Below are 16,469 nucleotides of genomic sequence, written 5' to 3'. Positions count from 1 at the left end.
AGATCAGCCAGGGTCGGCGGCGCCCAGCGCATCGTCGACGCGCTTCGGTGGCTTCTTCTTGGCCGGCTTGGGCGGCGACGTGTCGGGGTGATGGCCGTTGGACGGCAATCCGACCGCGGCGCCGACCATTTCGATCGCCTTCTCGGTGTACACCCGGTAACCGAAGTTCGGCACGTAGCCGTGGATCTCCTTGGTGTCCAGATCGCGCATGAACTGCAGGATTTCGCGGCTGAACACCTGGCCGGGCACCAGCACCGGGAAGCCCGGCGGATACGGCGTCACATAGGTCGCCGACACGACATCGATTCCGGCATCGAGCTTTTCGTCGACCTGCTCGCCGGTGAGGTATTCGCAGTTGGTGTCGTCGTAGGACAGGTAGAACGCGCGGCGGACATCACCTTCAGGTGTCGGCTCGGCCCCGCTGTGGTCCCGGAACGCCGGGTGGAAGCCGCTGAAATTGCACAGCGGCACCGGGCGTTTGGTCAGCCGGTACACCGCCTGCTCGAAGTGCTCGCGCTCGCCGAGGCTCATCTCCGAGATCGCCTGGTCGAGTTCGGAGGCGATGTTGACCAAAACCTCGACCAGGAACGCGACCGAGCTGCGGGTGGTGCCGATGTTGGTCATGAACAACACGCTGTTGCGCGACGTTTTGTTGATCTGAATGCCGTAGCGGTCCATCAGCTGTTCGCGCTTGAAGGTGTCACCGTCGTAGCCGGTTCGCCCGATGGACAACGTGATTCGGGACGGGTCGAGCACGAACTCGTCGTCGTGCCACGCAGCCATCATGTTCCGCAAGCCCGAGCGCAGCGGCTGGTCGATGGCCGTCGGGCGGTATCGATCCGGGATCAGATGCGCCGTGCCAAGGCAATTCATGTACTTGCTCAGCAGCGGATGGTTGTCGATCGCGTCGCGCAACTGCATGGCGTTCTCGATCTGCCGCTGCACCAACTCGGCACCCTCCAGCGCCACCTGACGGCGGCCCAGGTCCAACGACGCCAGGATCTGATAGTTCGGCGAGGTCGACGTGTGCGCCATGTAGGCCTCGTGGAACGGCTCGGCCACCTTCTGGTCGAAGTCCTGATCGTAGACGTGGATCATCGAGCCCTGCCGCAACGCGGTCAGCGTCTTGTGCGTCGACTGGGATGCGTACACCCGCACCCGCGCCCGCGCGGGGTCGGCCATCAGGCGACGGTCCAACAGGTCGTCGTCACTGGGCTTGTCGGCGGTCTGCTCGGCCAGGTACTTCTCGAAGCGGGCCTTGTACTCCGGGGTCTGCAGCCGCTCACGCAACGCCTGCGCCGAGGCCATCGCGGTGCGCGTGCGATACACCGGGTGGAACCGTGCGAACGCGAACCACGCTTCGTCCCAGAGGAATACCAGGTCGGGCTTGATCGCCAGGCACTCCTCCATGACCCGCTCGACGTCGTAGACGATTCCGTCAAAGGTGCAGTTCGTCAGCGACATCATCTTGACCCGGTCCAGCTTGCCGGCGCGCTTGAGCGCCAACAACTTTGACTTGATCTCACGCAGTGGGACCGCACCGTACATCGAGTACTCGTCGAGCGGATACGCCTCGAGATAGGTGACATTGGCGCCGGCCATCATCATGCCGTAGTGATGCGACTGGTGGCAGTTGCGGTCCAGCAGCACGATGTCGCCCGGAGCGACCAATGCCTGGGTGACGATCTTGTTGGCCGTCGACGTGCCGTTGGTGACGAAGTAGGTGTGCCGCGAGCCATAGGCTTTCGACGCGAGCTGCTGGGCTTCGCGCAGCGGACCGGTGGGCTCCAGCAGCGAGTCGAGACCACCGCAGGTCGCCGACGTCTCGGCCATGAACACTTCCAGGCCGTAGAAGCCGACCATGTCCTTGATCCAGTGCGAGTTGACGATCGACTTGCCCTGCGAGATCGGCAGCGCGTGAAAGACACCCGTCGGCCGGTGGCTGTACTGCTTGAGCGCGCTGAAGAACGGGGTGCGGTAACGCGCCGCGACGCCGTGCAGGATCGACAAGTGCAACTCGAGCATGCCTTCGCGGGCGTGGAACACCCGGCGGAAGTACTGGCCGAGCCGACCGGCGATGTCCTCGACCTCGATCTCGGTCATCAGGTAGAGATCGAGTTCGGGGCGCAACTTCCCCATCGAGGTGGCCAGAATGTGGGCGCGCTCCTCGGGTGAGTAGTGATCGGCCAGGTCATGCGACACCCCGGTGTCGACGAACTCCGTCAGCGCCGACAGATCCCGGGTCGATTTCGCGGAGAAGCGCCGCCGGATCACCACTGCCTGCAGGTTCACGTTGAGCCGTGCGGCGATCAGCGCCTCCTCGCCGCTGTCCACCACGACCAGCTCGTAGACGAATTCGTCATCCGGGCGCCGCCATTTGCGGACCTCGCTGCGCAGCGCGCGCTCCTGGGCCTCGGTCATCTTCTCGACGACGAGCACCTCGAAATACGGACGGTCGCGCTCGGCTTCGGTCTGACCTTCGAGTTGACGGGGATCGGACGGGAACATGTCCAGCTCGTCGGCGCCGGCGTTCTCCACGTCGCCGGAGCGATACGACTCCTGGGTGAGCGCCCGGTTGATCCGCGCAACCGACTGGCAGAACTTGTCGTAGCTACCGCCGGCGAAAAGCCTTTGCACACGCGCGAATTGCGGTGCACCGGGGTAGGCCCAGTACGGCTCCAGCGTGCTCAACCTGCTGAGCAGTTCCTGGCAGGTCGCCAGGCAGGTGTCTTTCAGCGCTCCCGCGGTGTCCGGACGGGTCAGCCGGTCAGCGGCCTCCTCCAGACGGCACCAGGAGTCGCTGCGGACCTGCCACAGGCTGTTGTAAGCACGCAAGTGTTCTGTCATGACGGCCCTTTCGCCGGTGCGTGGAGTCAAGGTTTGCAGACCCAGCCCGCCCGCTGGTGACGATTAACCAAACAATGAGCGTCCGTCGCGTGATGGCGATGTCCGGCGAGACCCGTCGGCCAGCTGGTTAAGTTGCTCCCATGTCGCTGCCCGAGCAGTTTCCGCAACGCCCCATTCCGCCGCTCCATCACGTCTGGGTCGCCGGACCCGGAGACGGCCGGCGGATCTTCCGCACCGCGTTGATGCGATCCGCGGGCCTGGCGCGGCTCGGGGTGCTGTGGGTGATTTCGATGGCACTGCTGATCATTTCGGCCCAGGGCAACACCGACCAGATCATCGCCTGGTTGGTCGTCGCTGTGCTGCTTCCGGTTCTTTTCGTCATCCTCCTGCTGCGACGAAGCAAGGCGCAGGAGGCGATCATGGCACCCGGCTCGGTGTGGGCGACCGGATTCGGAGCCAACGAGCTGCTGATCGTCACGCCGATCAGCACGCTCATCGTCGACTACGCGGCGCTTCGGCCGCCACAGGTCGTCGGCCCCGCGGTCCTGCTCCGCACGAGGTACGGCGCCAGCCCGGCATCGCTGCCGTTGGAGCTCTTCCCGCCGGAGGCGTTGACGTTCCTCAACCAGCGCACCGCCCGGTGATCCCGGTGGAGATCTGGGAATTGGTGGCCCGCGAGCAGATCCGCGACACGCTCGCGCGATATAACTGGTCGGGCGACGCCGGCCGACTCGACGGCTTGGTGGACACCTTCTGCGCCGACGGCGTTCTGGAGATCCGCGGCCTCAAACCGCTACACGGCCGAGCCGAGATCGTGGCGTTCTTGGGCGGTGTGACCGGGAAGGTCGCCGTCAGCACCGATGTCAAGCCGATCGTCCGGCACAACGTCACCAACGTGCTGTTCAACGAGATAACGCGAGAGCAGGCGCAGGTGTCGTGCTACTTCGCCGTCGTCACACACATCGGGCTGGACCACATCGGCCGCTACCGGGACACCCTGGTGCCCGACGGCGACACCTGGCGGATAAAACGTCGCAAGGTGTCCACCGACTGGGCTGCTCCGGATTCGGTGATGGCCCGCTGATCGCAGCCCGGAAGAATAGGGCGATTTCCCTATTTCTCGGGTTCGCTGCGGGGTGGATGATTCCTGTTTATGAAGCGACTGATCTGCGGTGCAGCGGCCGGCGTGCTGGTGTGGGGCGGGGTTGCAGGTGTGCTGGGGGCAGGGACCGCGCAGGCCTCGACGTGGTGCCCGGGCCAATACGTCTGGCCCGGATTGCGGGCCACCGGTTGGGACCTCAGCGTTTGCCATGAGTATCACGAGCAGTGTCCGATCGGGGTGCACTACCCGTGCCCGGACTATATTGCCGAGGGACCGGAGCCGCCTACTCCGCCGGGCCTCAATTTCTGCCCGATCCCGCCGTGGTGCCCGTAGATTCGGACCTGGGTAGGCGTGATCCGCATCAACGTCGTATCCGGTAACTCGCAACCGATGTGGCTGGCCCTCAGGGCGAGGCCATCGTCCGAAGTTGCTGAATTCTGTTGACGCCGTTCGCGGTCCGACCACTTGAGCAGATACTGCGTGCCGCCCGCGGACAACGCCGGCGGCAGCAGCATCACCGCGCTGTCAAAGCTGCTCACAGCCGGTACATTTCGCGAGCCATACGCGACCGCTCGAGGTAACTCGTGTCCGTCGAATAGTGCTGTCGCGGTGGCGGAAGCTGCAGCGAGGCAGCGGCGGCCCGGATCGCACCGATCCATCTGCGGGGTGCCGACGCAACTCGCGACGACGTAGCCGCCCGAGTACCGAACAACACCTCCTGTTCGGTGATGACGACAGGCGCGGCGGGCGTCCCGTCCTTCACCGTGGCTGATTCAGCTTCACTGGCGACATCGCGTGCTACGACGGATGTCTCTGCTAATTGCGACATTTCGCCTCCTAACCTTGTTGGCCTGTCCTGTGCTGGACCTGCTCGGATAGGAATCGAGTGTCGTCGGGCGACGATGCGGCGACCAGAAAGCAGACACCACAACCGTGGTGGTGTGTACCCCCCCAGTGTGTGCACCGTCGGTAATTAAGTAGCGCACTACTCTAGCGACCCGGCGCACATGCGCGGATAGTGCTAACAAATCAAGATCGAGGAAGGACGACGTTACGGTGAGTGGCCCAATTTCGGTCGTCATTGCCGAGGACAACCTCTTGGTGCGAGACAGCGTTCACCGGGCGCTGTCAACCGATCCGGACGTGACTGTCGTCGGCGTTGCCGAGGACTATGACGCCACCGTCGAACTGATCGAACAGCACCGTCCGAGACTGTTGTTCACCGATGTGCGGATGCCCCCGACCTCGACCGATGAGGGCATTCGGCTGGCCCGGTTGATGCGGACCGCACACCCCGATACCGGGGTGATCGTGCTGTCGCAGTATGCGGATCCGAGCTATGCAACCGGATTGCTGGATGGCGGCACGGCGGGCCGCGGCTACCTGCTGAAGGAACGCATATCGCATTTCGAACAGCTCAGCGAGGCGGTGCATCAGGTCGCCGGCGGCGGGACGGTGCTCGATCCACTGGTGGTGGAAGCGCTACTCGCTCAGCCGAACTCCGTCGCCACGCTCAGTCGGCTGACCCCTAGAGAGCGTGAGGTGCTGGCCGAACTTGCGACCGGGCTCAGCAACCGCACGGTGGCGAAACGGCTGGTGCTGACGCAGCGGGCCGTGGAGAAACACATCAACTCCATCTTCGCGAAACTCGGCTTGACCGTCGACGATTCCGTCGATCGGCGGGTGAAGGCGGTGCTGATGTTCCTCGATAACCATGGCTCCGTGGCGCAGAAATGATGTGCGCACCACGAAAACAGTGGTGTGTGCACCATCGTCCGCGACGACGCGGTGCGGCATCATCCGGAGATGGCGGACGATCGGGTGCGGGTCTGGGTTGTCGACGACCAGGCCAGTTTCCGGCGCGCCACCGCCGCCACCGTGGCCGCCACGAATGACTTCGACATGGCCGGCGATTGCGAATCTGCCGAAGCCGCAATGGAACTCATACCTGATGGCAGCGCAGGGATCGTGCTGATGGACATCCACATGCCGGGCATGGACGGTATCGAAGCGACCCGGCGCATCCGCGCCGCGCATCCGGACCTGATCGTGCTGCTGACGTCGACGTACGACGAAGAGGACCTTCCGCCGGGAGCGGCGGATTGCGGCGCCGCGGCCTACCTGCACAAGGAACATTTGAGTCCGGACCTGCTGACGCGGCTATGGCAAGCAAACCACTGAGCACCGCGCCGGCGGACGAATCGGCGCCCTACTGGCGGGCGCCGAAAGTGCTGCTGGATGCGGCGGTCCGATCGTCGTCACTGCTGCCGCACGACCTCGTGAACCGGTTCACGGTCGAACGCTTTCAGCTGTTCCTCACCGGCTATTTGGCCATGTACGGCGGCGCCGGTGTGCTGTTGCCGCTGTGGGAGTACCTGTTCGTGCTGCGATCAGCCTGGTTCCTGGCGATTGCCGCGATATGCACCGGCCAGTGCCTGGTGCTGGCGGTCGCGCTGCCGTTGGCGCGCCGCGGCAAGCATCGGCAATCGATCACTGTGGCCTGTATCGGTAACTGGGCCGCGGTGCTGCTCATCACGTTCGTCGCGCCGAACCTGCTGCCGGTGATGGTGTTGGCTGCCCTGGTTCCCGTGGTTTTCGCCCAGCCCTATATCCGTTGGCAGCGCGGCCTGGCGTTCGCCGTGATCACCGCGGGCTGCGTCTTGGCGCTGGCGGTGTTGGCCCGTTTTCAGCATTTCGCCCACTTGGCCGTCCAACCGCCGCGTTGGATCGAGAACGCGTTCATCCTGGTGGCGCTGCCGGTGCATGCCTTTCACCTGCTGGTGATCGCGTTCAACAACGCGGGCGCGCTGGCCGTCTCCGAACAGATGCTCGCCGAGCGGGCCGCCGAAGCCGAGGCGTCGCGCAGCAGGCTGGTCACGGCCGCCGACGAGGAGCGGCGCCGCCTCGAACGCGACCTGCACGACGGCGCCCAGCAGCACCTCGTCGCTCTGGCGGTGCTCCTCCAACTCGCGCGCACCGCCGAGAACGGAAACCACCAGTCGCTGCTCACCGAGGCGTCCGGGCTGCTGGAATCCGCGATCGCCGAAATCCGCCGCCTCGCGCATGGCATCTACCCGCCGTCGCTGGTCAGCGGCGGTCTGGCCCGGGCGTTACCGGCAGTCGCCGCGCACGCCCCGATCCCGATTCAGCTCGACCTGCAGGACCTCGGCCGCTACCCCGCCCCGATCGAGGCCGCACTCTACTTCTGCGCCATCGAGGCGTTGCAGAATGCGACCAAGCATGGCGGCGCTGACACCACCGTGACGATCACCGCCAGCGCCGACCCGCGGACACTGACCCTCACGATCAGCGACACCGGCTGCGGATTCGAGCCCACGACCGGCGGCACCGGGTTGACCAACATGACCGACCGGGTGTCCGCCATCGGCGGGAAGCTGGTGATCGACAGCGCACCCGGACGGGGCACCCGCGTCGCCGCCGTCGTCGAGACCCCCGCCTCTGCTCAGCAGGCGCCGCAGGCCTCGGGGTGAAAAGCTGCGCAGATGACTAGCGCAAGTCACCTGGCCGAATTGGAGATCGCGAATCCTGACGTGGTCGCCGCGTGGAACGCCCTCGAACCTGTGGTCGCGCGGTGTGCCGGGTCGCTTGGAGCGCCGGTCGCCAAGGGCGATTATCACGTCGGTCACTCAGACGATCAGACCGTGGCCGGGGCCGACCTTCGTGACTGCCTCGATCAGGTGGAGAGCCCCACGTCGATCTCCGTGACCTTTACCGGCAACGCGGGCCCTGATGCTCGCGGTATCGAGCTGAGGATCATGCGCTACCGGCGCTTCAAGGAGCTGAACGTTCAGCTTCGCGTCACCGGGCCCATGGATGTGCAGACGTTGGGCTACTTCGAGCGAACTAGATCGACGCTGGCCAGCACGATTGATCGCTTGAACGAAGCGTAGAGACCCGCCGTGCGGATGCAGCAGAATCCCTTTCATGACGATCACGCTGCCCGGCAGCTGGGAAGACACGCTGGGACTGGGCCTGGACGACTTCTACCGAGATCTGCACGCCAATCCTGAACTGTCCTTTCACGAACATCGGACAGCGCAGAAGGTGCAGGACGCTCTTGCACCGCTAGGGCTCGAGGTGACCGCCGGCGTCGGCAGCACCGGCGTGGTGGCGGTGCTTCGGAACGGGACGGGCCCGACGGTCCTGTTGCGCGCGGACTTCGACGCACTGCCTGTCGCCGAGAAAACCGGACTGCCCTACGCAAGCACGGCACGCGGCGTCGACGCCAACGGCGTGGACGTGCCGGTTATGCACGCGTGCGGGCATGACATGCACGCGACCGCGTTGGTGGGTGCGTTGCGACTGTTGCAAGCGCAGCGGGACTCGTGGGCGGGCACGGTCGTTGCGGTCTTTCAGCCGGCCGAGGAAATCGGCGGTGGGGCGAAGGCCATGATCGACGACGGCTTGTTCGATCGATTCCCGAAACCGGAAGTGGTGCTCGGCCAGCACGTGGTCCCGCTGCCCGCCGGGCTGATCGCCTACAAGACCGGACCGGCATTGGCCGCAGCGGACTCACTCAAGCTGCAACTGTTCGGCCGTGGTGGTCACGGCTCCCAACCGTGGGCCACGATCGACCCGATTGTGATGGCATGCAACGTCGTCCAGCGCCTGCAAACCATTGTCTCGCGCGAACTTTCGCCGTTCGACCCAGCCGTCGTCACGGTCGGGTACCTGCACGCGGGGTCGAAGGAGAACATCATTCCCGACGACGCCGAGCTGGGCATCAGCATCCGGACCTTCCGCGACGAGGTCCGCGAAACCATCCTGGCGTCCATTGCGCGAATCGCGAAGGCGGAGTCACTGGCCTCAGGCGCGGAGAAAGACCCCGCAATCACCACGACCTACAGCTTCCCCATCACCACCGTCGACGACACGGTCATGCACGAGATCGCGGTTGACTTCCGCGAGCACTTCGGCGAAGGGCGGGTGTTCGAATCCGATCAACCCCTGGCCGGTAGCGAAGACGTCGGCCTGTTCGGCAGCGAACTCGGCGTGCCGACCGCGTTCTGGTTCTGGGGCGGATTGGATCAGCAGCTGATCAAGGAAATCGCTGAAGGACGAAAGCCGCTCCCCAGCAATCACTCCCCGGAGTTCGCACCGGTGATCGAACCGACGCTGTCCACCGGCGTCGAGGCGCTGACCGTCGCAGCGCTGTCACGGCTTACCCGGCGCTGAAGGCTTCGATCAGCGCCGGGAATAACCTCTGAACTGTGGTGGCAGATCCAGGATTCGAACCTGGGTAGGCATAAGCCGACGGATTTACAGTCCGCTCCCATTGGCCGCTCGGGCAATCTGCCGTGGTGCGTGTAGCAGGATACAACGAAGATGTACTCGGACAACAAACGGCCAACATCGATGGAAGGGGACGTATCCAATGGCGGATTCATCGTTCGACGTCGTGAGCAAGCTCGACCGTCAAGAGGTCGACAACGCGCTCAACCAGGCCGCGAAGGAGCTCGGCACCCGATTCGACTTCCGCGGCACCGACACCAAGATCGCCTGGAAGGGCGACGAGGCGATCGAGCTGACCAGCTCGACCGAGGAGCGGGTCAAGGCCGCCGTCGACGTCTTCAAGGAAAAGCTGATCCGGCGTGACATCAGCCTCAAGGCGTTCGACGCCGGCGAGCCGCAGGCGTCCGGGAAGACGTTCAAAGTCACCGGCACCCTCAAAGAGGGCATCAGCAGCGAAAACGCCAAGAAGATCACCAAGCTGATCCGCGACGAGGGCCCCAAGAGCGTCAAGACCCAGATTCAGGGCGACGAGGTCCGCGTCACCAGCAAAAAGCGGGATGACCTGCAGGAAGTCCAAGCACTGCTGAAGAAGTCCGACCTGGACGTGGCGCTGCAGTTCGTGAACTACCGCTGACAGCGTGCGATTCGTGCACTATCTGTGAACGCATGATCCGCATGTAGAATCGTTCACATGAGCTCGGTCGAACAGCTGGTCACCGCAACACAGCGGGTGCGCGAAAGCGCTCAAGCCGTCGGAGCTGCCCTGGCATCGGTCGCCGTGTACGCCGAGCCCGCCATCGCCCGAGCCGTGCAGGCCGAGCACAACCTCTATGCGCGGATCGAGGCCGAGTTCGGTCTGCTGACCAGCACCGAGGCCGGCAAACGGATGGGGTCGCGGTCGCGCGCTCCACGCAATCTCGCCGCCACCGCGCACCGCAACGACCAGCTGGTCGCCGTGCGCCGCGGTAACCAGCTTGCCTATCCGGATTTCCAGTTCGGGCCGGGAGGGCAGCCGCTCGCCGTGATCGGCCGGCTGCGCGAGATCGCAGAGGCCAACGACTGGTCGGAGGCCGGCCTGGTGCAGTGGTTGTGTTCGCCGACGACATATCTCGACGGGGACCGACCGGTAGACCACCTGACCGATGACCCGGACCGGGTCGTCGCAGTGGCCACGGAAGCCCTGGCCGTTTCGTGGTGAAAGGGCCACCGAGCCCGTTCACGCCGGACATCGAGACCCTGCCCGCACAGCACCTGCTCTATCGCGTCTTCACCAACGTCAGCGCAGCCACTGACTTCAACCCCGGCGTCGGCGCCGCAACGCGGTTCGGTTTCTTCGGCAAGCCGGTAGTCCCGATCATGTATGCGGCCGACACCGAAGAAGCGGCCGTCGCCGAGACGCTGTTGCACGACATCCCGGTCGAGGGAGGCAACCTGCCCTACGACCAATACGCGCCGAAGGCCCTCGCCCGCCTCGAGGTCACCCGTGACCTACGGCTCGCGGTCTTGCACGGCATGGGGTTACGACGACTCAAGGTCGCTCCCGAAGACGTCACCTCGAGCCCCGCCTCCACCTACTCGACGACGGTGACATGGGCCGAGTCCGCGCACGGGATCGGCGTCGACGGCATGGTGTGGATGTCGCGGCTGTGCAACAACAGCAAGGCATACGTGTTCTTCGGTGACAAGTGCGCTCACGCGTTCGCTCAAGACCCGACGCACGCGCGCATCTTCGCCAGTCCCGCCGACCAGATCTGGCTCATTGATCTGTGCGCACCACTGCACGTCGATGTCCTACTCGCGACCTCGTAATGTCGACCACGGGCCTAATGTGGTGATCAGCAACACACTGCCGCCCCAGAAGCGAGGTTCGTTATGAGTGTGACCGACGTCGACGTCGTGATCATCGGGGCAGGCATTTCGGGGCTGGGCGCCGCCTACCGCATCACCGAGCGCAATCCGGGCACCAGCTACGTCATCCTGGAGCGGCGCGACCAGATCGGCGGCACCTGGGACCTGTTCCGCTATCCGGGCGTGCGCTCCGACAGCAGCATCTTCACGCTGTGCTTCCCGTGGGAACCGTGGACCGGACAGGAGCGGGTGGCCGACGGGGCGGACATCCGGGATTACCTCAGCGCCACAGCAGGCAAGTACGGCATCGACCGGCACATCCAGTTCAACACCCATGTCCGCTCGGCGGACTGGGACTCCTCGACCGACACCTGGACCGTCACCGCTGAGCGGGACGGTGCCGAGACGACCTACCGCGGCCGCTTCGTGTTCTTCGGGTCCGGCTACTACAACTACGACGAGGGCTACACGCCGGACTTCCCCGGCCTCAACGAATTCGGCGGCACCGTCGTCCATCCGCAGCACTGGCCCTCCAACCTCGACTTCCGCGACAAGAAAGTGGTGGTGATCGGCAGCGGCGCCACGGCAATGTCGCTGATCCCGTCGCTGGCCGAAAAGGCCGCCAAGGTCACCATGCTGCAGCGTTCACCGACCTACCTGTTCTCGGCGGCGAGAACCAGCAAGCCGACGAACGCGGTGCGTAAGGTGTTGCCGCGCAGGATTTCTCATCTGTTCGCCCGGCAGAGCAACGCGCTGATGGAAGGCGTGATCTGGTTCCTGGCCCGCAAGACGCCGGGCTTCGTGAAGTGGTGGATCCGCCGGATCGCACTCCGGTACCTGCCCGAGGGCTACGACGTCGACACCCATTTCAAGCCGCGCTACAACCCGTGGGACCAGCGGCTGTGCCTGATCCCCGACGCCGACTTGTACACCGCGATCGGCGAAGGCCGCGCCGAGGTGGTCACCGACCACATCGACCACTTCGATTCCACCGGAATCGATCTGACGTCGGGAAGACATCTGGATGCCGACATCGTCGTCACCGCCACCGGTCTGCAGTTGCAGGCGCTCGGTGGAGTGACGGTGTCCATCGACGGCGCCGAGATCAAGCCACAGGATCGGTTCGTCTACAAGGCGCACATGCTGGAGGACGTGCCCAACTTGTTCTGGTGCGTCGGCTACACCAACGCCTCGTGGACGCTGCGCGCCGATATGACCGCGCGTGCGACGGCGAAATTGCTGGCGCACATGAACTCTCTCGGTTACACACACGCCTACCCGCATCTGAGCGGTGAGCCGATGCCGGAGAAGCCGGCGTGGGACATCCAGGCCGGCTACGTGTTGCGGGCACCGCACGCGCTGCCGAAGTCCGGCATCAAGCGGCCGTGGAACGTGCGACAGAACTACTTCGCCGACGCCATCGACTACCGGTTCGACCGGGTCGAAGAGGCCATGGTGTTCGGCCGCGCCGAGGAGAAGTCCGCGCTGGCCGGTTAGCCGTTTCTGTTCTCGAGCAATGCGATTCGGCTGCCGCAGTTCGGGCAGAATCGTTCGTCGTGATGATGGACCGCGCCGCACTCCGCACAGAAAAACGGCTCCCCGGCCGATGCGGCCGGCAGCGCCGCCGGTTCCACCGATCCGTCGGGCAGCGTGGTGATGATGTAACTCGGTTCCCAGTCTTTCAAGTCGATTGCTCCGGCCGGCGTCCGGCGGCGCCTGCGGCGGCTCACGATCAGGCCGAGCCCGAGCAACAACACGAATCCGCCTGCGGCGTACCAGATCACCGGCCAATTGAATGACGATGCGTCACCGAACTGCTGGCGCAGGTTGGCCGCGTCGGTCCTGAACTTCGCGGCCCCGGGATAGCCGGGTGACATCAGCAGGGTTTGGTCGAAATCACCGATGGCGTCGGTGTAGCGGCCGGCGTAGTACGCGTCGAGTCCGCGGCGGTAGACCGAGTCGGCCGGGCCCAGAGTCGCCTTGACGCCCTTGGCGGCCATCAGCACCGCCAAAGGATCGGCGGGTGCGACGAAGTTGAACGGCTGCAGTTCGAGGGTTGGGCTGAAGCTGACCAATCCCAGTACTTTGCCGTCGAGGTTGGCCACCGGGCCACCACTCATACCGTTGGAGACGGCGGCGTCGATCTCGTATTCGGGGATGCCCTTCTTGGTGGCCTTTCGGCTGATCGTCCCGTTCTTGCTCGTCGGTTCCGCCGGGGAGTCGATGACCGAGTCGGTGCCATGAGGGAAGCCGACCGCGACGATCGCCTCGCCGACCTCGACCTGGCTGTCGGGGGCCAATTCGGACGAAGGCAGGTGATGCTTGTCCATCTTGAGCAACGCGACGTCGCCCTTGGCCAGCGGCCGGAAGTCCGCCAGGCTGGCTGACGCGGTGGTCACGTCGGTCCCGCTGCCGTAGTTCACCGTGTACGTGACTTGGGGCCCCACCTGGTCGGGCGCCGTGCCTTCGATCCGGGCGTTTTCGCGCAGCCATTGACTCGTGGGAAGCGGGCCCTGAGCATCGGGCGAATACAACGCCCGGCTCACGTAGACGCTCGTCGCGGCACTGATGATGTCGGACCTCGCCGAGTCGGGATCGGCACAGTGCCCCGCGGTGGCCACCCACCCGTCCGGGTTGACGATGAAACCAGAGCAGTGCCAGGTCACTTCGAACGGGGCGGCCGGGTCGGATACCAGAAGGTCACCGTTGGGCAGCCGCACGCGGCCCGCGGCGTGGACGTCGAGCTCCACCAACGCGGGCCGGATCAGGGCCGCCGCCTTCTCGGTCGGTGTCGCCTGCGGGCGGCCGTCGTCGGCGAGCGCGACGCCCGGTGACTCGAGCAGCACCGCGATCGCACATGTCGACAGCAATGCCGACCACCGATGCATGACTCCTCCTGACAGATCACCCTGCCCTCGACGATTCGGCACCGCGGTCTACTGACGTAGAGGACGAAGTCCCCTCCTCGGAGGTCGTTAGCCAATACTGTGGTCGGCATGGCTGCTACCCGCGAACCGAAGGTCGTCGTCCTGGGCGGCGGCTCCTGGGGAACCACCGTCGCGTCCATCTGTGCGCGGCGCGGACCGACGCTGCAATGGGTGCGCTCGGAGGAGACCGCCAAGGACATCAACGAGAACCACCGCAACACCAAATACCTGGCCAAGGATGTCGAGCTGTCCGAAACCCTGCGCGCCACGACGGACTTCGCCGAGGCCGCGCATGCCGCCGACGTCGTCGTGATGGGCGTGCCGTCGCACGGGTTCCGCGATGTGCTCACCGAGTTGGCGTCCGAGCTGCGGCCGTGGGTTCCGGTGGTGTCGCTGGTCAAGGGTCTCGAACAGGGCACCAACATGCGGATGTCGCAGATCGTCGACGAGGTGCTGCCCGGTCACCCCGCCGGCATCCTGGCCGGGCCCAACATCGCCCGCGAGGTCGCCGAGGGTTATGCGGCCGCCGCGGTGCTGGCGATGCCGGACCAGCATCTTGCCGCACAACTCGCACACCTGTTCCGCACCAAGCGATTCCGGGTGTACACCATCGACGACGTGCTCGGCGTCGAGATGGCCGGAGCGCTGAAGAATGTCTACGCGATCGCCGTCGGGATGGGGTATTCGCTGGGGATCGGCGAGAACACCAGGGCCATGGTGATCGCGCGCTCGGTGCGCGAAATGTCGAAGCTGGGCGAAGCGATGGGCGGGCAGCGCGACACCTTCAACGGCCTGGCCGGCTTGGGCGATCTGATCGTCACCTGCACCAGCCAGCGCAGCCGCAACCGGCACGTCGGTGAGCAGCTCGGTGCGGGCAAGCCGATCGACGAGATCATCTCGTCGATGAACCAGGTCGCCGAGGGCGTGAAGGCGGCCAGCGTGATCATGGAGTTCGCCGACAAGTACGGCCTGAATATGCCGATCGCACGCGAAGTCGACGGCGTGATCAACCACGGGTGCACCGTCGAGGACGCCTACCGCGGGCTGGCCGCCGAGACGCCCGGCCACGAGGTGCACGGCTCCGGTTTCTGAGCCCCGGCAATCACAGCAGCCTCAACTGCACCGAAGAGTCTTGGGCACACCGTTTTTCAAAACAGACCCACATGCGATATCAGAGATCGAACAAGCCGATCGGTGGTCGGTCTGAAAGCTTCTGCACCACCCACTGATTCATCGACACATTCTGTTCAGCGGCCTCAACGGCGAGCTTCGCGTGCAGCGACGGGGATGTCCTGACGAGAAACTTGCCGCTGAAGTTCCGGTCCGTGACGGGCCGCGGTGCGTCTCGCTCCTCGGCTTCGCATTCGGCCAGGTATTCATCGACCGCCTTCTCGACGGCGGCGATCGCCTGCCGCATGGTCGGCGCCCACTGGGACAGCCAGGGCAACTCGAGGCAACGGCCGACGTATTCGCGGTGTTCAGAGGACCATTCGGCGCGGTAGGTGTACCGATTCATGCTGCGGTGATACCGCATGCGCCGTCGAATCAGAAAGTCACCATATGGCCAGCTTGTGGAGACTGCTGAGGCGTGTGCGACTCAGCGCCCGGCCATTTCTTCGAGCCGGCGGATCCGGTCGGCGATCGGCGGGTGCGTGGCGAACATCGACCCGATCTTCTCACCGGCGCGGAACGGGCTGGCGATCATCAGGTGCGCCTGGGCGGCCAATTGCGGCTCCGGCGGCAGCGGCGCGGCCTGCACGCCACCGGAGATTTTGCGCAGCGCCGAGGCGAGCGCCAGCGGGTCACCGGTCAGCAGCGCGCCGGATTCATCGGCCTGGTATTCGCGCGACCGGGACACGGCCAGCCGTACCACCGTCGCCGCGATCGGCCCCAACATCGAAACCAGCAGCAGCGCAAAGGGATTGCCGCCTTCGCGGTCGTTGCCGAACGCGCCGGCGAACATCGCCATATTGGCCAGCGCGGTGATCACCGACGCCAATGCGCCCGCCACACACGAGATCAGGATGTCGCGGTTGTAGACGTGCGACAGCTCGTGCCCGAGGACAGCACGCAATTCGCGCTCGTCGAGGATGTTGAGAATTCCCGACGTACAGCACACGGCGGCGTTGCGGGGATTACGCCCGGTGGCGAATGCGTTCGGCGCCGCGGTGTCGCTGATGAACAGCCGGGGCATCGGCTGGTGGGCGGCGGTGGCCAGCTCCCGCACGATCCGGTACATCGCCGGAGCCTGCAGCTCCGACACCGGCTGCGCGTGCATCGCCCGCAGCGCCAGCTTGTCGCTGTTGAAGTAGGTGTAGAGGTTCATGCCGATGGCGAACAGCACCGCGAGGAACATCACGTTCCGGCCGAACAGGCTGCCGACGAGCACGATCAATGTCGACATGCCAACCAGCAACACGAACGTCTTGAACGTGTTGTGGTGCGGATGCCAGGTCATCACATTCCTCCTACGACCTCCCCGGGTGCTTCTG

The 16,469-nt window shown here is 65.1% G+C and carries 17 protein-coding genes and 1 tRNA gene; 13 read left to right on the top strand and 5 right to left on the bottom strand.

From position 1 onward, the window contains the following. Positions 1-3: 3 nt before the first annotated feature. Positions 4-2,847, bottom strand: a complete 2,844-nt coding sequence (locus G6N27_RS20245; RefSeq protein ID WP_163779506.1) for an aminotransferase class I/II-fold pyridoxal phosphate-dependent enzyme — start codon at positions 2,845-2,847, stop codon at positions 4-6. A 140-nt stretch (positions 2,848-2,987) separates the two neighbouring features. Here G6N27_RS20245 and G6N27_RS20240 point away from each other — a divergent pair, with 140 nt between their 5' ends. The 8 genes from G6N27_RS20240 (at position 2,988) to G6N27_RS20205 (ending at position 9,145) form a co-directional block, all read left to right on the top strand. After that, complete coding sequence (locus G6N27_RS20240) at positions 2,988-3,491, top strand: hypothetical protein (protein ID WP_163779504.1); 504 nt, start codon at positions 2,988-2,990, stop codon at positions 3,489-3,491. 5 nt (positions 3,492-3,496) lie between these two features. Continuing rightward, on the top strand, positions 3,497-3,931 hold the full coding sequence (locus G6N27_RS20235) for a nuclear transport factor 2 family protein (protein ID WP_163779503.1): 435 nt from the start codon (positions 3,497-3,499) through the stop codon (positions 3,929-3,931). A gap of 69 nt (positions 3,932-4,000) precedes the next feature. Next, positions 4,001-4,282 carry a hypothetical protein gene (locus G6N27_RS20230; protein ID WP_163779501.1) on the top strand — a complete coding sequence of 94 codons (282 nt, stop codon included), beginning with the start codon at positions 4,001-4,003 and terminating at the stop codon, positions 4,280-4,282. A 723-nt stretch (positions 4,283-5,005) separates the two neighbouring features. Next, positions 5,006-5,686 (top strand): response regulator transcription factor, encoded by a 681-nt coding sequence (locus G6N27_RS20225; protein WP_163779499.1) that lies wholly within the window; start codon positions 5,006-5,008, stop codon positions 5,684-5,686. 69 nt (positions 5,687-5,755) lie between these two features. Beyond that, positions 5,756-6,130, top strand: coding sequence for a response regulator (locus tag G6N27_RS20220; protein WP_163779496.1), 375 nt, complete (start codon positions 5,756-5,758; stop codon positions 6,128-6,130). Then, positions 6,112-7,440 carry a sensor histidine kinase gene (locus G6N27_RS20215; protein ID WP_163779494.1) on the top strand — a complete coding sequence of 443 codons (1,329 nt, stop codon included), beginning with the start codon at positions 6,112-6,114 and terminating at the stop codon, positions 7,438-7,440. Before G6N27_RS20220 ends, G6N27_RS20215 begins: the two co-directional genes overlap by 19 nt. Positions 7,441-7,452: 12 nt before the next feature. After that, positions 7,453-7,860, top strand: coding sequence for a hypothetical protein (locus tag G6N27_RS20210; protein WP_163779492.1), 408 nt, complete (start codon positions 7,453-7,455; stop codon positions 7,858-7,860). Between the two features lie 34 nt (positions 7,861-7,894). Further along, positions 7,895-9,145, top strand: a complete 1,251-nt coding sequence (locus tag G6N27_RS20205; RefSeq protein ID WP_163779490.1) for a M20 family metallopeptidase — start codon at positions 7,895-7,897, stop codon at positions 9,143-9,145. 36 nt (positions 9,146-9,181) lie between these two features. On the opposite strand, the gene G6N27_RS20200 is transcribed toward G6N27_RS20205, so the two are convergent. Further along, positions 9,182-9,267: transfer RNA gene (locus G6N27_RS20200), tRNA-Tyr, on the bottom strand. Positions 9,268-9,344: 77 nt separating this feature from the next. Between G6N27_RS20200 and G6N27_RS20195 the strand changes: the two genes are divergently transcribed. From G6N27_RS20195 to G6N27_RS20180, 4 genes are all read left to right on the top strand, one after another. After that, entirely contained in the window at positions 9,345-9,836 is a 492-nt protein-coding gene (locus G6N27_RS20195; RefSeq protein WP_163779488.1) for a YajQ family cyclic di-GMP-binding protein, read from the top strand. Between the two features lie 57 nt (positions 9,837-9,893). Beyond that, entirely contained in the window at positions 9,894-10,400 is a 507-nt protein-coding gene (locus tag G6N27_RS20190; protein ID WP_163779487.1) for a hypothetical protein, read from the top strand. After that, positions 10,397-11,011: an RES family NAD+ phosphorylase gene (locus tag G6N27_RS20185; protein WP_163779485.1), complete on the top strand. Its 615-nt coding sequence runs from the start codon at positions 10,397-10,399 to the stop codon at positions 11,009-11,011. Before G6N27_RS20190 ends, G6N27_RS20185 begins: the two co-directional genes overlap by 4 nt. A gap of 63 nt (positions 11,012-11,074) precedes the next feature. After that, the gene (locus G6N27_RS20180; RefSeq protein WP_163779483.1) at positions 11,075-12,547 is read left to right on the top strand and encodes a flavin-containing monooxygenase; all 1,473 of its coding nucleotides are present in this window, start codon (positions 11,075-11,077) and stop codon (positions 12,545-12,547) included. On the opposite strand, the gene G6N27_RS20175 is transcribed toward G6N27_RS20180, so the two are convergent. After that, complete coding sequence (locus G6N27_RS20175) at positions 12,544-13,938, bottom strand: S1 family peptidase (RefSeq protein WP_163779481.1); 1,395 nt, start codon at positions 13,936-13,938, stop codon at positions 12,544-12,546. The genes G6N27_RS20180 and G6N27_RS20175 overlap by 4 nt on opposite strands. A gap of 108 nt (positions 13,939-14,046) precedes the next feature. Here G6N27_RS20175 and G6N27_RS20170 point away from each other — a divergent pair, with 108 nt between their 5' ends. Next, a complete protein-coding gene (locus G6N27_RS20170; protein ID WP_163779479.1) occupies positions 14,047-15,069 on the top strand; it encodes an NAD(P)H-dependent glycerol-3-phosphate dehydrogenase in 1,023 nt (340 codons plus the stop codon). A 79-nt stretch (positions 15,070-15,148) separates the two neighbouring features. On the opposite strand, the gene G6N27_RS20165 is transcribed toward G6N27_RS20170, so the two are convergent. After that, the gene (locus G6N27_RS20165; RefSeq protein WP_163779477.1) at positions 15,149-15,493 is read right to left on the bottom strand and encodes a type II toxin-antitoxin system HicB family antitoxin; all 345 of its coding nucleotides are present in this window, start codon (positions 15,491-15,493) and stop codon (positions 15,149-15,151) included. 81 nt (positions 15,494-15,574) lie between these two features. After that, positions 15,575-16,435 (bottom strand): zinc metalloprotease HtpX, encoded by an 861-nt coding sequence (htpX, locus tag G6N27_RS20160; protein ID WP_163779474.1) that lies wholly within the window; start codon positions 16,433-16,435, stop codon positions 15,575-15,577. Between the last annotated feature and the right edge of the window lie 34 nt (positions 16,436-16,469).

The sequence above is a fragment of the Mycobacterium cookii genome (assembly GCF_010727945.1).
Taxonomy (GTDB): domain Bacteria; phylum Actinomycetota; class Actinomycetes; order Mycobacteriales; family Mycobacteriaceae; genus Mycobacterium; species Mycobacterium cookii.
The sequence above is the reverse complement of the archived record's forward strand: the minus strand, read 5'-3'. Positions and strand labels throughout refer to the sequence as shown.

What these genes read in the sequence shown, in the direction of transcription:
- G6N27_RS20245 (WP_163779506.1), bottom strand. Translation starts at nt 2,847, where the DNA reads ATGACAGAACACTTGCGTGCTTACAACAGCCTGTGGCAGGTCCGCAGC.
- G6N27_RS20240 (WP_163779504.1), top strand. Translation starts at nt 2,988, where the DNA reads ATGTCGCTGCCCGAGCAGTTTCCGCAACGCCCCATTCCGCCGCTCCAT.
- G6N27_RS20230 (WP_163779501.1), top strand. Translation starts at nt 4,001, where the DNA reads ATGAAGCGACTGATCTGCGGTGCAGCGGCCGGCGTGCTGGTGTGGGGC.
- G6N27_RS20220 (WP_163779496.1), top strand. Translation starts at nt 5,756, where the DNA reads ATGGCGGACGATCGGGTGCGGGTCTGGGTTGTCGACGACCAGGCCAGT.
- G6N27_RS20215 (WP_163779494.1), top strand. Translation starts at nt 6,112, where the DNA reads ATGGCAAGCAAACCACTGAGCACCGCGCCGGCGGACGAATCGGCGCCC.
- G6N27_RS20210 (WP_163779492.1), top strand. Translation starts at nt 7,453, where the DNA reads ATGACTAGCGCAAGTCACCTGGCCGAATTGGAGATCGCGAATCCTGAC.
- G6N27_RS20205 (WP_163779490.1), top strand. Translation starts at nt 7,895, where the DNA reads ATGACGATCACGCTGCCCGGCAGCTGGGAAGACACGCTGGGACTGGGC.
- G6N27_RS20195 (WP_163779488.1), top strand. Translation starts at nt 9,345, where the DNA reads ATGGCGGATTCATCGTTCGACGTCGTGAGCAAGCTCGACCGTCAAGAG.
- G6N27_RS20190 (WP_163779487.1), top strand. Translation starts at nt 9,894, where the DNA reads ATGAGCTCGGTCGAACAGCTGGTCACCGCAACACAGCGGGTGCGCGAA.
- G6N27_RS20180 (WP_163779483.1), top strand. Translation starts at nt 11,075, where the DNA reads ATGAGTGTGACCGACGTCGACGTCGTGATCATCGGGGCAGGCATTTCG.
- G6N27_RS20175 (WP_163779481.1), bottom strand. Translation starts at nt 13,938, where the DNA reads ATGCATCGGTGGTCGGCATTGCTGTCGACATGTGCGATCGCGGTGCTG.
- G6N27_RS20170 (WP_163779479.1), top strand. Translation starts at nt 14,047, where the DNA reads ATGGCTGCTACCCGCGAACCGAAGGTCGTCGTCCTGGGCGGCGGCTCC.
- G6N27_RS20165 (WP_163779477.1), bottom strand. Translation starts at nt 15,493, where the DNA reads ATGAATCGGTACACCTACCGCGCCGAATGGTCCTCTGAACACCGCGAA.
- htpX (WP_163779474.1), bottom strand. Translation starts at nt 16,435, where the DNA reads ATGACCTGGCATCCGCACCACAACACGTTCAAGACGTTCGTGTTGCTG.